Here is a 15,624-nt window from a genome sequence, read left to right on the forward strand (position 1 = left end):
CTAAGCTGTCTCGTTGAACAAGGAATTTCTAACAGCGATGGGTCAAGAATCCCCCGTCACAGCGTAGCTTGACGGTGGGAGTATGTCAATTAGCTTCAAATTGGGCTTGTTTACGAAGTAATTCCCCGATGGTTAAATTGGGTTGGGGTCTGCCATCAAAAACTGTTCCTATCTCAAATTTTTGCAACTGTACCCGTGCCAAATGATAGGCCTCATCCGGTAGAGGAATATAACCAATACTATCTAATAAATCAGGAACTCGATCGAGATAATATTTGACAAATTTCTCTAAAGCGGGATTCTCTTGGGCTTTTTGGGCATTAACATAAATAAACAAAGGACGAGATAAAGGCTGATATTTACTATCCTCTACATTGCTGCGAGTTGGTTCGATACCGTTAACTTTCAAAGCTTTTAATTTATCCCGATTTTGTTCATAGTAAGCATGACCAAAATATCCCAAAGCGTTGGGATCTTGACTGACGGCATTAACTAAAGCTTGGTCATCTTCACTAAAATTAAAGTCCCCACGACTGGCATCTTTGCCGTTAATTACCTCACTGAAAAAATCGTAGGTTCCGGAGTCTTTACCTGGCCCGTGAAGGGTAATCGGTTGGTCAGGCCAAGCGGGATTAATTTGATTCCAACGTTTGATTTTATTCTCGGCCGCTGGTTCCCAAATAGTTCTTAATTCTGTAGTTGAAATATCATCAAGCCAGTTATTTTGGGGATTGACTACCACGGTTAAAGCATCAAATGCGATCGGTAGTTCGATAAATCTTACCTTATTGGCATCACATTCTTTTAATTCTTCCACAGAAATCGGCCGAGAAGCATTATTAATATCGGTTTCTCCCGCACAAAATTTTCTAAAACCGCCGCCGGTTCCTGAAATATTAGCGTCAATTTTAACATCAGCCAAAGCTTTGTTAGGGGTATTAGCTTTAAAATCTTCGAGAACTTTATTGGTAATTGGTGCTACGGTACTCGAACCATCAATTTTAATTGGTTTTAGGTCTTGAGGATTAATATTGGCACAAGCGGGTAAAAGTAGAGCAGTTCCTAGGACAATTGCGACTACTTTGGTCGGACGAGATAGCTGAGTAAAAATTTCTAGCATAGGTGTAAAAAGGACAAAGTAAAAAAGGGGCGCTAGGTGTTTTTTCAGTGACCAGTAAACAGTAATCAGTAATCAGTGAGGGATTTGGGTGTTGGGGAGTTTTTTGCTGTAATCGGTAATCGGTGAACTGAAAACTCACATCTGATAACTGATAACTGATAACTGATAACTGATAACTGATAACTGATAACTGATTCAAGGCTGGGGGATGATGGCTAAAAACCTTAATATTTTCTTTGTTGTTTTTACGTCGCTATAATGGTAAGGAAAGAGACCACCCCTATCTAGACATGAAAAGTTAGCGGCTTTACCTGCGACTTAAAACTAATGTTCAGTCAAAATAAATAGTAAAAGAAGTTGAGATTTTTGTCTAGAACGTAGTACGAAGTGCGCTAACCCATCCTACAAATAATTGTGCCTCCCTACTTAAAACTAATGTTCAGTCAAAATAAATAGTAAAAGAAGTTGAGATTTTTGTCTAGTTATCGAGAAAATTTTCCTTGACAATACATTATATTTTTTTTATTCACTTCTTAACCTATTCTTTACCAAGCTGTGGTAACTTTTAGCGTAAGATTTAAAGCAGTTTACGGATCAAAATTAATCCTCATCCTATGCTCAACAAAAACAGAACCCATTTACTAACAGCCTTATCCATAGCGACTTTAACAGCGACTTTAACCGCTTGTGGGGGCGGTGATACGGCAGGAACTAGCGGAGAGGGAAGCAATAGAATCTCCCAAGTCCCTCTACAAGGAGAGGTCGCCCTCAATGGTGCGGGAGCTTCTTTTCCTGCACCCCTATATCAAAACTGGTTTGTCACCATCAATCAACTATTTTCTAAACTGCTAATTAACTATCAATCTACCGGTAGCGGGGCGGGAGTCGAACAATTTATTCAAGGTACGATCGATTTTGGCGCTTCCGATGTAGCCATGAGTGACGAAGATATGGCCAGAGTTAGCCGCGGGGTTTTACTGCTACCGATGACGGCGGGAAGCATCGTTATGGCTTATAATTTGCCCGGAGTAGAAGGGCTGAAACTAAGTAGGGAAGCCTATGTAGGCATCTTTTTAGGCACGATTACCCGTTGGAACGATGCCAAAATTGCCGCCGATAACCCCGGTTTAAAACTACCCGATCAAGAAATTACCGTAGTTCACCGGGCAGACGGTAGCGGAACAACGGGAGTTTTTACTAAGTTTTTAAGCGCCGTTAGTCCCGAATGGAAAACAAGCATCGGGGACGGAAAAGCCGTACAATGGCCGACCAAAAAAGGTAAATTTCTCGGCGGTAGAGGAAATGAAGGCGTAACTGCCCTAATTCAACAAAATCAAGGCTCGATCGGCTATATCGAGTACGGTTTCGCTAAAAATAATAACCTGCCCATGGCCGCCCTGCAAAATCAGGCGGGTAAATTTGTCAATCCTGATGAAACCAACGCCGCTGCAACCTTAGCCACGGTGGAATTACCCGAAAATCTGCGGGCTTTTATCGTTGATCCCCCGGGGGAAAATTCCTATCCCATTGTCACCTACACTTGGATGTTGGTTTATAAAAAATACAACGATCCCCAAAAAGCTTTAGCTATGGAGGCGATGATCGAATTTGGACTCAATCAGGGACAAGAACAAGCCGGTCCCCTTGGTTATATTCCCCTACCGAAAAACGTCCGCGAACGAGTAGCCGCCGCCGCCGATGTCATCTATCCCGATTACACAATCAGGGTGGATTAGTCGCCGAAAAAATGTATTCAAAGTTACAGTAATAGTGTAGAAAAGTCAATTTCGACCTTAGCTACCTCAAACTAGCTGGATTTAAACCCTAATCATGAGTGCGCCCACAGTTTCACCCGAATCAAATTTTAAAGAACGTCCAGAATCGGAAAAAATCCTCGATAAAGGCTTTGTTGGATTAACTACCGCCTTTGCCATCGCTATTGGGGTAATTTTGCTCCTAATTGCCCTAGTTATTTTTATTCGGGCTTTACCGGCGATTCAAACCTTTGGTCCGGGATTTTTGACCAGTAGTGCTTGGAATCCCGTGCGCGGTCGGGAAGAATTCGGAGTTCTGCCCGTTATCTACGGAACTCTCGTTAGTTCTCTGATTGCCCTCCTGATTGCTGTTCCCCTCGGTATCGGTTCAGCCATTTTTTTAAGCGAAGATTTTATTCCCTTAAATGCGCGGACAATTTTGGTTTTTCTCGTACAACTCTTGGCCGCTATTCCCAGTGTTGTTTACGGATTGTGGGGTATTTTTGTACTGATTCCTATACTCAGACCCCCGGGCAACTGGTTAAATGCTAATTTTGGCTGGATTCCTCTGTTTAGCACCCCCTTGGGCGGGCCAGGTATGTTACCGGCGGGGGTAATTTTATCGATTATGATCCTGCCGATTATTATCGCTATCTCTCGTGACTCTTTGGCCGCTTTACCGCCGGACTTGCGGCAAGCTTCCCTAGGTTTGGGAGCCACCCGTTGGGAAACGATTTTTCGGGTATTAATTCCTGCCGCTTTTTCCGGGATTGTCGGGGGGATTATGTTAGCTTTAGGGCGGGCTTTAGGGGAAACAATGGCAGTAACGATGATTATCGGTAATTCTAACCGTATTAGTGCCTCTATTCTCGCCCCTGCGAATACGATCGCCTCCTTGCTGGCTAACCAATTCGCCGAAGCATCGGGAATGCAAGTATCAGCTTTAATGTATGCGGGTTTTGTTCTCTTGGTTTTGACCCTAGTAGTCAATATCTTCGCAGAATTAATCGTTAATCGCGTCAAAGCTAAGTATTAAGCCATCGGTCGTCAGTTATCAGTTATCAGTTTTAAGTTTTGAGTTTTAAGTGAGCAGTATGTATGGATCTTCTCGACTTTGTTTGATAATTTTTGCTTATGGAATCGTGAAATGCTTACTAGGCAACACTTTTAGGACTATTTTGCGGATATTCTATCAGTATAGACCTCGTTTCCACACAGAAACCAGAAAAGCCTATGTATTAAGTGATCATCATCAAATGGCAGTTTACTGCTGTCTTTTCACTTTTCACTGTTTACTGTTTACTAATCACTGATTACTGTTCACTGATAACTGATAACTGATAACTGATATGGATAGTGCGAATTTAGGCAATAATCTCAAAAAGAAACCGAGTAGTCCTCGATCGCTATTGGGGACAATTATGACCGTTCTCTCGGCTTTATGTTTAGCTGTCACCGTGATTCCCCTTTTTGCAGTCTTAGGCTTCGTTTTTGTGCAAGGGGTGGGTCGTTTAAACGCCAATCTCTTTACCAAATTACCGCCACCGCCGGGGTTAGGAGGAGGAGGCATCGCTAACGCCATTTTAGGGACAATTATTGTCGTTGCCCTCTCTACAGCGATCGCAGTTCCCGTCGGCGTTTTAGCGGCGGTTTATCTCTCGGAATTTAGCGGTGATAACAAACTTGCCCAGGGTGTGCGCTTTGCTACCAACGTTTTAGCGGGCGTTCCCTCGATTATTGTCGGGGTTTTCGCCTTCGGTTTGTTAGTTGCGCCCTTATTTGGCGAAGGAACAGCCCTTTTAGGCTTTTCTGCCCTGGCCGGTTCGATCGGTTTAGCAGTGTTAATGTTACCGACTATTATTAGAACCACCGATGAAGCTTTAAAAATCGTTCCCCAAGACATCCGCTGGGCAGCCATGGGTTTAGGGGCCTATAACTACCAAACCGTCCTAAAAATCGTCCTTCCTGCCGCAGTTCCCGCTATTTTAACCGGTGTGACTCTGGCGATCGCTAGGGCAGCCGGGGAAACCGCCTCCTTAATTTTTACGGCATTATTCTCTAACTTTTGGCCTCGAGGTGTCTTTGAACCGATTGCCACCCTTTCGGTCTTAGTTTTCAACTTTGCTACGGCCCCTTTTGCCCCTCAACAGCAATTAGCTTGGGCAGGTGCTTTAATTCTGGTGCTTTTGGTGTTGGTAACTAACATTTTATCCCGTTTAGCTACGCGCCAGAAAACCTATTAAGTCAAGGAAAAAGTGAAAAGGAAAAAGGGATATTTAAGTAAAAATCTATCTATCTTTCCAACTCCTCAATTATCCAAATTCAAGTGAAATAAATAATTTATGCTAACTAACTCTAACACCCATTCTACAGGAACCGTTTTAAAGGTCGATAAGGCTGATATTTACTATGGTAATTATCGGGCAGTACGAGACGTTTCGATCGATATTCCCAAAAATAAAGTCACCGCTTTTATCGGACCCTCTGGCTGCGGAAAAAGTACCATTCTCAGGTGTTTTAATCGTCTCAATGATTTAATTCACGGTTTTCGTATTGACGGCAAAGTTTTTTATCATAACCAGGATATTTACTCTCAAGAGGTGGATCCTGTCGAAGTAAGAAAATGTATCGGTATGGTGTTCCAGCGCCCTAATCCTTTCCCCAAATCCATTCATGATAATGTGGTTTATGGAGCGCGCTTAAATGGTTATAAAGGCGATTTGGATGAATTAGTAGAAAAATCCTTGCGTCGGGCAGCTCTCTGGGAAGAAGTAAAAGATAAACTGAAAGAAAGCGGTTTTTCCCTATCGGGGGGACAACAACAAAGATTATGTATTGCTCGCGCTATTGCCGCTCAACCAGAAGTATTATTAATGGATGAACCCTGTTCGGCACTCGATCCGATTTCAACTTTAAAAGTTGAGGAATTAATGCACGAGTTAAAAGAACGTTATACAATTATTATTGTTACTCACAATATGCAACAAGCTACTAGAGTAGCAGATTTAACGGCTTTTTATAACGCTGAAGCCACCGATAAAGGGGGCAAAATTGGTTATCTAGTCGAGTTTGATCATACGGACAAAATCTTCGGTGATCCTCAAGAACAAGCAACTAAAGATTATGTTAGTGGACGTTTTGGCTAAATCAGTTATCAGTTATCAGTTATCAGTTATCAGATGTGAGTTTTCAGTGAACAGTATGAAGTGGCAAGTTGGGAGTTTTCTTTTCACTGATTACTGTTTACTGGTCACTGAAAAAAAACACCCATCTTCTTTTTCCTTTGAAAATTATGTATAGTACCGATGTTGTTACCGATGCGGTTTTGAGAACCAAAAACTTAAATGTTTACTACGGTTCTAATCTCGCTGTTCGTGATGTTAACCTTGATATTCCTGAGAAAAAAGCGATCGCTTTTATCGGTCCCTCTGGCTGCGGAAAAAGTACGGTTTTGCGCTGTTTTAATCGCATGAATGATCTGGTTAAAAGTGCCAAAATTGAGGGAAAAGTTACCTTTCGCGGTCAAGATATTTATGGTAATTCCGTTAATCCTATCGGGTTACGCAGTCGTATTGGTATGGTTTTTCAGAAACCGAATCCTTTCCCCAAATCTATCTATGAAAATATCGCTTTTGGGGCGCGTTTAAATGGTTACACTGGTAATATGGATCAATTAGTGGAAGAATCTTTAAAAAAAGCCGTTCTCTGGGATGATGTTAAAGATAAACTCAAAGAAAGTGGTTTAGCTTTATCGGGGGGACAACAACAAAGGTTATGTATTGCCCGCGCTATTGCGGTTAAACCAGAAGTTGTTTTAATGGATGAACCCTGTGCGGCACTCGATCCAATTTCTACTCTAAAAATTGAGGAATTAATTCACGAATTAAAAACCCAATATACTATAGTTATTGTTACTCATAATATGCAACAAGCTTCGCGGGTTTCTGATTTAACGGCTTTTTATAATGCCGAACCGACCCCAAAAGGCGGTAAAGTGGGTTATTTAGTGGAATATGATCGCACGGAGGTAATCTTTCAAAATCCCGCTCAAGAGTCCACTAGAGATTATGTTAGTGGTCGTTTCGGTTAAAGGATTAATAATTAGGGTTTGCGGCAAAAAGTTTTTCGGTGGTGGTAGGGTGTGGGGTGTGGGGTTTTACCAGTTTTGAGGTGGCCAATTACCTAATTTTCAGGGAAAAAGTGCCTAAATTTCCCCCCGATCACTGCCAAGCTCTAAGTAGAGGAACCGATAAAAAGCTCTCAAGGGATTGTCACCCATGACGGATGAAAGATTAGAACGGATCGAGAGCATACTACAGGCTACCGTTGTCCTCACGCAACAGAATCGAGAAGATATAGCACAGCTAACCCGTGAGCTTAGGACAATAGCAGGGAGTCTTGAACAAACCAACGAGCGCTTAAATCAATTTATCACTCAAGCTGAGAGCGATCGGCAGTTTTTCCGCAACGAAGTCACCGGTATCCGTACAGAAGTTAAGCAAATCGTAGAGCATCTTTTCGGACAATCCCCAGATCAGGAGTAAAGATTAGCCAACAGGTAAGCTAAACGGCGCTTAACCTGCATGATCCAATAGCTATAACCCTTTTGGAGTCTATATCGGTGATCCGAAGTAAAAGCCGTTTAGCTAAAAGCTTGATCAACCCTAATTAGGGTTTGCGGCAAAAAGTTTTTCGTGGGGGCAGGGTGTGGGGTGTGGGGTGTGGGGTGTGGGGTTTTACCCATTTTCAGGACGTTCGGACGTTCGGCGAAGCTCAGTCGAGCCGTGGTCAATTACCTAATGTTCAGGGAAAAAGTGCCTAAATTTCCCCAAGATCACTTCCAGGATCGGCACTTTTTGAAGGTTTTTAGATTTATTCAGCCTGCCCTAGATAAAAAGCTTTGTCCGGGCAATTTCTCCCCAACCGATGGTTTAAATTAAGATTTCATCCTTGAATAGATACAATCGATTTTGGTCTTGATCGATCTAAATTATTGCCAAAAGCTGTGGACTTCTTAAATTAAACTTAACCTAACTTTTACCGAATTTTAACCAAAAAAATCCCCAATATTTCTAGATTTAAAAGTAATATTTATGCCTTAAACTATATTTTGAAGAAAGTTCAACTTTCCCAATTGTGCAGGATTCTTCAACCAGAAAACTTATGATATTCTCAACTGCTACCCTAACTCGTGTGTGTGCTGTCTCCTTCGCCACGGCAGCGGCCTTAGCAGGGACGATGGGAGAAGCTTTCGCCCAAACCCTGAACGGTGCGGGAGCCTCCTTTCCCGCGCCCCTATACCAGCGTTATTTTGCCGACTATAAAAACGCCACCGGTGTCACCGTTAACTATAATTCCGTCGGTAGCGGTGCTGGTGTCCGGCAATTTATCGCCGGAACCGTCGATTTTGGGGCTTCCGATGCCGCTCCTTCCTCCTCGGAAAAAAGCCAGATGAAAAACGGTTTACTGCTAGTTCCCACCGCCGGAGGAGCCGTCGCCGTGGTTTATAATCTGCCCGGGGTAAATAACCTGCAAATTTCCCGGGCTAACCTCGGTAAAATCTTCAGTGGCGAGATCACCAACTGGAAACAAGTGGATCCGAAACTGCCCGACCGACCCATTAAAGTGGTGGTTAGGGCCGATGGTAGCGGTACTACAGAGATTTTTACCTCTCACCTGAGTGCTATTAGTCCTTCTTTCAAAAGTAAAGTGGGAACCAGCAAAGAACCTAACTGGGGTTTTACCGTTCTCAAGGGACCGAAAAATGATGGTGTGGCGGCCCTGGTTAAACAAACAGAAGGCTCGATCGGTTACGTTCAAGATACCTTTGCCCGCAAAAATGAAGGGGCAACCATGAGAACTGCCAAAGTTCAAAATAAAGCCGGTCAATTTGTCGAACCGAGTCTCGCCGAAGCTAACAAAGCTATGGAAGGGGTGAAATTTAACGCTGATTTTACCGCTAATGTAGATGATCCGAGCAGTGGTTATCCGATCGTCGGGATTACTTGGTTATTAGTACCGAGAGACTACGCTGATAACAAAAAAGCGGCGGAAATTAAAAGACTGTTGACTTGGATTCTCACCACCGGTCAAGGTATTAACAATCAATTGGAATTTACTCGGATTCCTCAATCGGTGACTCAAAAAGTTTTAGCCGAAGTTAACAAAATTAAATAAATACTTTTGTATTAGTTTGAACTTGATTGTCACCGCTTTCCAGTAAGATGGAAAAAAGTTACCGGTTAACCTCATAACTAATAACTGCAAGTATTTCTTTTCTCTGGGCTGAACAATGTTCAGCCCCTACAGTTGCGTTTTAAACAACTGATAACTGCTAATCGCTCTCTACCTTATGGCTAATTTTTCTGAATCGGTCGAGTCTTTTGATCTCTCGGCGGCCAATCTTAACGAAAGCCCCGGTACTGCGGGTTTATTTGATCGCATTTTTACAATCTTAGTCTGGATTTGTGCCGCCTCTGGTTTAATCTTTCTGCTCTGGATGGCCTGGATTGTTTTTCAGGATGCGCGGCCGGCGATCAATGAATTCGGTTGGGGATTTCTCTGGGGAACCACTTGGGATGTTAACGTCCTCAAATTTGGTGGTTTACCTTTTATTTTCGGTTCGATCGTTTCCTCGATTCTAGCTCTTTTATTAGCTATTCCCCTCAGTGTCGCCGTTGCTTTAACCACGAGCGAGAATTATTTGCCGGCAAGTGTCCGTTATCCCATCGGTTTTCTAGTGGAACTAATTGCCTCGATTCCCAGTGTAATTATTGGTTTATGGGGGATTTTCGTACTAATTCCCGTGCTGAAACCTCTGCAAGAATGGTTATTTCAAAATTTTGCTTGGTTCCCTTTGTTTAATACCCAACCGTTGGGACCAAGTATGCTGATCGCCGGTGTGATCCTGGCCATCATGATCGTGCCGACTATTTCCGCTATCAGTCGCGATGTGTTGCTTACCGTCCCCCCCGAATTACGCAGCGCCTCCATGGCCCTAGGGGCGACTCGTTGGGAAACCATCTGGCGCGTGTTGTTGCCGGCGGCCAGTTCTGGCATTATCGGGGCGATTATCCTCGGTTTAGGGCGCGCTTTAGGGGAAACTATGGCGGTGGCCATGGTAATCGGTAACTCCTCGATTATTAGTCCCTCCCTCTTGGCCCCTGGTTATACTATTCCTGCTGTACTAGCTAATACCTTCCCAGAAGCTTTTGAAAAAATCCACATCGGAGCCTTGATGTATCTAGCTTTGACTCTATTTTTTATTACCTTAGCCGTCAATAGTGTAGCGGCTTTATTAGTACAATTTATCAACCGCAATCGTTAATTTTATGACTCAAGGAGCTTTTCCCGAAGAAGATTTACAGCAACCCCTGTCACCGTGGCGACATTTTTTTACCAACGGTCTCACGGGTTTAGCGATCGCTCTTAGTGCCATCGCCATTCTGCCTTTATTCGCTATTCTCTTTCAAATTGTCAAAGAAGGTTTACCCGGATTTAATTGGCAAGTTTTCACCTCTTTACCCGCCCCAGTTGGCTCCGATCCCAGTGTTCCCAACGGTTTTGCCAATGCAATCGTGGGGACTTTAACCATGGTCGGTTTAGCGGCTTTAGGCAGCATACCTCTGGGGATTCTCACCGGGGTTTTCCTCTCGGAATTCGCTCGGGGTTCCAAAATTGGCGGTATTCTGCGCTTTGCGATCGTGGTGTTGAGTAGTACCCCTTCCGTCATCGTCGGGGTGTTTTCCTTCGGGGTTTTGGTCTTAACCACCAAACAATTTTCCGCCGTAGCGGGGGCCTTTGCTTTGGGGGTGATTATGTTGCCCATCGTCGCTTTAACCACGGAAGAGTCCCTAAAACTAATACCCATGTCCTACCGTCTCGGTTCTTCCGCTCTGGGGGGTTCCCGTTTCAATACGGTATTTCGCATTGTCCTGCCAGCAGCGATCGCACCGATTATGACCGGGATATTATTAGCGGTGGCCCGGGCCGCTGGAGAAACCGCTCCCTTAATGTTTACGGCTTTATTTAGTCAATTTTGGCAAGAAAGTCTTTGGTCGCCCACACCAGCTTTAACGGTGTTGATTTATAACTACGCTAGTTCCCCCTTTCCTGAACAAAATTCCCTAGCTTGGACAGCTTCTTTAGTCCTAATTATCTTAGTTTTAATTACTAGCCTTCTCTCCCGTTTTGTCACTCGTAAACGCTCAAATTAAGCACTTTTCTGATGATCGATTCCTCTACCATGAACACCCCTACTTCTCTAGCTAATTCGGCGATCGAAGTCGAAAATCTCAGCTTTTTCTACGGTAGCAAAAAAGCCCTGGAAGGGGTTTCTTTACAAATACCTCAAAGGCAAGTAACCGCCATGATCGGCCCCTCTGGTTGTGGTAAATCTACTCTCTTAAAAGCCCTCAATCGCATCGGGGAATTAGAGGGGCAAGTGACAGTTAAGGGCAAAGTTAGGTTTTTTGGCCAGGATATCTACGCCCCCAAAGTTAACCTTCATACTTTACGGCGACAGGTGGGTATGGTGTTTCAGCGCCCTAACCCTTTTCCCGCTAGTATTTACGATAATATAGCCTACGGTATTAGAATTTATCGTTCCGCTAGTCGCAGTGAATTAGATGAGATTGTGGAATCAGCTTTAAAAGGAGCTGCTCTTTGGAATGAAGTTCAAGAGCTGTTGAATAAATCCGCTTTAGGATTATCGGGAGGACAACAACAAAGATTGTGTATTGCTCGCGCTTTGGCAGTAAAACCAAAAGTATTATTAATGGATGAACCTTGTTCCGCTTTAGACCCCCTTTCTACCCTCAAAGTCGAGGAATTAATCCATGAATTGAAGGAACAATACACGATCGTCATTGTCACCCATAATATGCAACAGGCCTCTAGGGTATCCGATCGCACGGCCTTTTTTAATACCGATGAAACCAGGGTCGGTCGTTTGGTGGAATGTGATGCCACCCAGAAAATTTTCACCGATGCAGTTAATCAACAAACTCGCGATTATGTAGCCGGTAGATTCGGTTAATTTGTTTTGTCAGGGGACGGGAGACAGCTATCAGTTATCAGTGATCAGTTATCAGTTATCAGTTATCAGTTATCAGTGATCAGTGATCAGTGATCGTATGTGAGTTTTCAGTTCACTGATTGGCTCTTCTCGACTTTGTGTGATAATTTTTGCTTATGGAATCGTGAAATGCTTATCGGGCAAGACTTTTAGGGCTATTTTGCGGATATTCACATAAACCAGAAGAGCCACTGAGAGAGATTACTGTTTACTGTTTACTGATAACTGAAAAGTCTCCCCCCCTAAACAATAACGCTGCCCGATTTTGCTAGGATAAGAAATGTAACAAGAATCTTTCTCAACAGTCGGATAATTCATGGGCAACGATACCATCACCTTACTCTCTCCCCGGGAAATTGAAAAAATGCGTCGAGCCGGACGATTAGCGGCTAAACTCTTAGACCATCTGGCAGATATGGTCAAACCGGGGGTAAGTACCCTAGAAATCAATGATGAGGCAGAACGTTGGACTTGCGCCCAGGGAGCGAAAAGTGCGCCACTGGGATACCATGGTTTCCCTAAGTCTATCTGTACTAGCATTAACGAGGTTATCTGTCACGGCATCCCCAGCGCCGATCAAATCCTCAAAGACGGCGATATTATTAACATCGATGTCACCCCGATTTTAGAAGGTTATCACGGCGATACCTCACGCACTTTCTTTGTCGGTACTCCCTCCCCCCTGGCCAAAAAGTTAGTGGAAGTTACCAGAGAATGTCTGCAAAGAGGCATAGATGCAGTGCAGCCGGGGGGTAAAATCGGCGATATCGGGGCGGCTATCCAAGAATATGCCGAAGGAGAAGGATTTTCGGTGGTTAGAGATTTTGTCGGTCATGGTATCAGTAATGTTTTTCACACCGGTCCGCAGGTTCCCCACTACGGCACTCGTGGCAAGGGCAAAAAAATTCGCCCCGGCATGGTATTCACCATTGAACCAATGATTAATGAGGGAACCTGGCAACATATTGTCTTAAAAGACGGTTGGACTGCTATTACTAAAGATGGTAAACTTTCGGCCCAATTTGAACACACCATCGCCGTCACCGAAACCGGTGTCGAAATTCTCACTTTACCCGATTAAATTTAGGGAACGGGGAACAGGGGATAGGGAATGGGGGAATGGGAGAATGGGGAAATAGGGAAGTTTCAACTAATACCCCAAAACCCTAAAACCCTAAAACCCCATCACCCCTCTCCCTTCTCCCCCCGCAACGCGCACGAAGTGGTCTCCTCACTTCCCACTAATAACTGATAACTGAATATATGCAGTATCGTCGTTTCGGTCGCACTAATCTACAAATGCCGGTGTTTTCCTGTGGGGGAATGCGCTATCAATTTCAGTGGCAAGATGTGCCGATGTCGCAAATTCCCGACGAGAATCAAGGCAATTTAGAGGCAATCATCAATAAATCTCTGGAAGTGGGGATTAATCACATCGAAACCGCTAGGGGTTACGGCACTTCGGAGATGCAATTAGGCAAAATTTTGCCGCAACTACCGAGGGACAAGATTATCGTGCAGACGAAAGTTTCTCCTAGTCAAGATGTGCGGGAATTTCGCCGTAAATTTGAGCAATCCAGGCAATTTTTACGGTTAGATTATGTGGATTTGTTGGGCATCCATGGCATCAACACCGAGGAAATTCTCGATGACACTATGGCCGAGGGCGGTTGTTGGCAAGAGGCGAAAAAATTACAGGAACAGGGAAAAGTTCGTTTTATCGGTTTCTCGACCCATGCACCAACTGATGTAATTGTCAAGACTATTGCAACAAATTGTTACGATTACCTCAATCTGCACTGGTACTATATTTTTCAGAATAACTGGCCGGCCATAGAAGCGGCAAAACAGCACGATATGGGGGTTTTTATCATTAGTCCCTCCGATAAGGGCGGCCATCTCTACAATCCTCCCCCTAAGCTCGTGGCTCTCTGTTTTCCTCTCAGTCCGATGGTTTTTAATAACCTATTCTGTCTCAGTCATCCGACCGTCCATACCCTTAGTATCGGTGCTGCGCGAGCCAGAGATTTTGATGAACACCTGAAAACTTTACCCTTACTCGATCGAGCCGAGGAGATTTTACCGCCAATTATCGAGAGATTGCAAGGGGAAATGATCAACTGTTTAGGCGATAATTGGGTGAAAACTTGGTCTGTGGGTTTACCTAGCTGGGAAAATACCCCCAATCACATCAATATTCGTTCTATCCTCTGGTTACGCAATCTCGCTATCGCCTACGATATGATTGACTTTGCCAAGGCCCGATACAATCTCTTGGGGAATGGGGGTCACTGGTTCCCCGGTCAACAGGCAAAAGAGGTGGAAAAACTCGATTTAACTGCCTGTTTAGCCGCTAGTCCCCACGCTGATAAAATTCCCTATCTTCTCGCCGAAACTCATCGATTATTGTCGGGAGAGACGGTACAACGCTTAAGCAGTAGTTAGGTGAACTACTCTCAAGGTCGTTGAGAGCTTCCTGCTTCAATGGGATGCGCTTTCTACCTCGAAAGATAGCCAGTCTTACCTTCCCGACCCCGGCATCCGTCCTAGTTCCTAAGACCCATACTTTTTCTTGCAACACGACCCGTCGAAGCTCGCTTATCGCTTAAGGAATAGTGGTCAAGATATGTTCATGGTAGCAAAGTTTTTGAGAATTGTCTATACGTTGGTCAGCATTCATCCCATCGCTAAAAGCGAGGGATGAATGCTGACACTAAGTTAAAATTCGATGCCGGGTTGCGCTTTCACTCCCTGTTGACGAAAGGGATGTTTAATTAACTTCATTTCCGTGACTAAATCCGCTATCTCGATTAATTCGGGTAAAGCTCCTCTACCAGTGAGAATAACGTGGCAATTAGCGGGTTTTCGGGCTAAACCAGCGATAACTTCCTGAATATCCAGATAACCGAATTTAAGGGCGATATTGATCTCATCGAGTAAAATTAATTGATATTGGGGATTTTCGAGAAAAGTTAGGGCTTTTTGCCATGCTTCTTTGGCTTTCTCTATATCTCTTTCCCTATCTTGGGTTTCCCAGGTGAAACCTTCCCCCATAGCATAAAACTCGATTTGTTCCCCCCAAACACTAAAAATCTTTTGTTCGGCAGGTTCCCAAGCACCTTTGATGAATTGTACCACCGCCACTTTGTAACCATGACCGAGGGAACGTAAAACCATACCGAGGGCCGCCGTGGTTTTTCCCTTGCCATCGCCGGTATTAACGATAATTAAACCTTTTTCAGCGATTTTTTCGGCTAAACGTTCCTCTTGGATGACCTTGCGGCGCTGCATTTTTTCTTTGTATTGTTCGGGAGTGAGTTGCATTCAAGTCTGTCCAGTCAAATCAAGATAATTGTAACTCAAGGGGTTATTGATCGCTGTTTGCAGATTTTAACTGGCTAAATTGTCTCAGGATTGATGCCTAATTCTCGTAATTTTGCCGCTAATCTTTCCTTAGCTTGTCGTTCTTGTTCTTTTTCTAAAAGAGCCTGTTCTTTTCCCTGTCGTTCTTGTTCTTTTTCTAAAAGAATCTGTTCCTTAGCTTGTCGTTCTTGTTCTTTTTCTAAAAGAGCCTGTTCTTTTGCCTGTCGTTCCTGTTCCTTTTCTAAAAGAGCCTGTTCTTTTGCTTGTCTTTGCTGTAATTCAGCTTCTTGGGGAGTGGGAACCAATTGACC

15 protein-coding genes and 1 pseudogene are annotated in these 15,624 nt (G+C 43.9%); 13 read left to right on the forward strand and 3 right to left on the reverse strand.

What is annotated here, in order from left to right:
* A pseudogene (locus BGL89_RS02460) lies at positions 1 to 72 on the forward strand (zinc ribbon domain-containing protein); the annotation flags it as partial.
* A gap of 13 nt (positions 73 to 85) precedes the next feature.
* On the opposite strand, the gene BGL89_RS02465 reads toward BGL89_RS02460, so the two are convergent.
* Positions 86 to 1,120, reverse strand: coding sequence for a PstS family phosphate ABC transporter substrate-binding protein (locus BGL89_RS02465; RefSeq protein WP_286824259.1), 1,035 nt, complete (start codon positions 1,118 to 1,120; stop codon positions 86 to 88).
* Positions 1,121 to 1,734: 614 nt separating this feature from the next.
* Between BGL89_RS02465 and pstS (BGL89_RS02470) the strand changes: the two genes are divergently transcribed.
* The 12 genes from pstS (BGL89_RS02470) (at position 1,735) to BGL89_RS02530 (ending at position 14,395) form a co-directional block, all read left to right on the forward strand.
* Positions 1,735 to 2,856, forward strand: a complete 1,122-nt coding sequence (gene pstS / locus BGL89_RS02470; protein ID WP_286824260.1) for a phosphate ABC transporter substrate-binding protein PstS — start codon at positions 1,735 to 1,737, stop codon at positions 2,854 to 2,856.
* Between the two features lie 94 nt (positions 2,857 to 2,950).
* Positions 2,951 to 3,910 carry a phosphate ABC transporter permease subunit PstC gene (gene pstC, locus BGL89_RS02475; RefSeq protein ID WP_286824261.1) on the forward strand — a complete coding sequence of 320 codons (960 nt, stop codon included), beginning with the start codon at positions 2,951 to 2,953 and terminating at the stop codon, positions 3,908 to 3,910.
* Between the two features lie 313 nt (positions 3,911 to 4,223).
* Positions 4,224 to 5,117, forward strand: a complete 894-nt coding sequence (gene pstA / locus BGL89_RS02480; RefSeq protein ID WP_286824262.1) for a phosphate ABC transporter permease PstA — start codon at positions 4,224 to 4,226, stop codon at positions 5,115 to 5,117.
* 99 nt (positions 5,118 to 5,216) lie between these two features.
* A complete protein-coding gene (gene pstB / locus BGL89_RS02485; RefSeq protein ID WP_286824263.1) occupies positions 5,217 to 6,020 on the forward strand; it encodes a phosphate ABC transporter ATP-binding protein PstB in 804 nt (267 codons plus the stop codon).
* Positions 6,021 to 6,166: 146 nt separating this feature from the next.
* Complete coding sequence (gene pstB / locus BGL89_RS02490) at positions 6,167 to 6,964, forward strand: phosphate ABC transporter ATP-binding protein PstB (protein WP_286824264.1); 798 nt, start codon at positions 6,167 to 6,169, stop codon at positions 6,962 to 6,964.
* Positions 6,965 to 7,151: 187 nt separating this feature from the next.
* The gene (locus BGL89_RS02495) at positions 7,152 to 7,418 is read left to right on the forward strand and encodes a hypothetical protein (RefSeq protein WP_286824265.1); all 267 of its coding nucleotides are present in this window, start codon (positions 7,152 to 7,154) and stop codon (positions 7,416 to 7,418) included.
* Positions 7,419 to 8,037: 619 nt separating this feature from the next.
* Entirely contained in the window at positions 8,038 to 9,051 is a 1,014-nt protein-coding gene (pstS, locus tag BGL89_RS02505) for a phosphate ABC transporter substrate-binding protein PstS (RefSeq protein ID WP_286824266.1), read from the forward strand.
* A 175-nt stretch (positions 9,052 to 9,226) separates the two neighbouring features.
* Complete coding sequence (gene pstC, locus BGL89_RS02510; protein WP_286824268.1) at positions 9,227 to 10,201, forward strand: phosphate ABC transporter permease subunit PstC; 975 nt, start codon at positions 9,227 to 9,229, stop codon at positions 10,199 to 10,201.
* A 4-nt stretch (positions 10,202 to 10,205) separates the two neighbouring features.
* On the forward strand, positions 10,206 to 11,090 hold the full coding sequence (gene pstA, locus BGL89_RS02515) for a phosphate ABC transporter permease PstA (RefSeq protein WP_286824269.1): 885 nt from the start codon (positions 10,206 to 10,208) through the stop codon (positions 11,088 to 11,090).
* An 11-nt stretch (positions 11,091 to 11,101) separates the two neighbouring features.
* The gene (gene pstB / locus BGL89_RS02520) at positions 11,102 to 11,911 is read left to right on the forward strand and encodes a phosphate ABC transporter ATP-binding protein PstB (protein ID WP_286824270.1); all 810 of its coding nucleotides are present in this window, start codon (positions 11,102 to 11,104) and stop codon (positions 11,909 to 11,911) included.
* A 355-nt stretch (positions 11,912 to 12,266) separates the two neighbouring features.
* Positions 12,267 to 13,031, forward strand: coding sequence for a type I methionyl aminopeptidase (gene map / locus BGL89_RS02525; RefSeq protein ID WP_286824271.1), 765 nt, complete (start codon positions 12,267 to 12,269; stop codon positions 13,029 to 13,031).
* Between the two features lie 182 nt (positions 13,032 to 13,213).
* Entirely contained in the window at positions 13,214 to 14,395 is a 1,182-nt protein-coding gene (locus BGL89_RS02530) for an aldo/keto reductase (RefSeq protein ID WP_286824272.1), read from the forward strand.
* Between the two features lie 273 nt (positions 14,396 to 14,668).
* Here the strand turns inward: BGL89_RS02530 and cobO are convergent, their stop codons facing one another.
* Together cobO and BGL89_RS02540 are read right to left on the reverse strand one after the other, a co-directional pair.
* On the reverse strand, positions 14,669 to 15,274 hold the full coding sequence (gene cobO, locus BGL89_RS02535) for a cob(I)yrinic acid a,c-diamide adenosyltransferase (protein WP_286824273.1): 606 nt from the start codon (positions 15,272 to 15,274) through the stop codon (positions 14,669 to 14,671).
* Positions 15,275 to 15,348: 74 nt separating this feature from the next.
* A partial coding sequence (locus BGL89_RS02540) for a hypothetical protein (RefSeq protein ID WP_286824274.1) occupies positions 15,349 to 15,624 on the reverse strand: 276 nt, incomplete at its 5' end.

The organism is Microcystis sp. LSC13-02 (assembly GCA_002282935.1).
In the GTDB taxonomy this organism is placed as follows: Bacteria; Cyanobacteriota; Cyanobacteriia; order Cyanobacteriales; family Microcystaceae; genus Microcystis.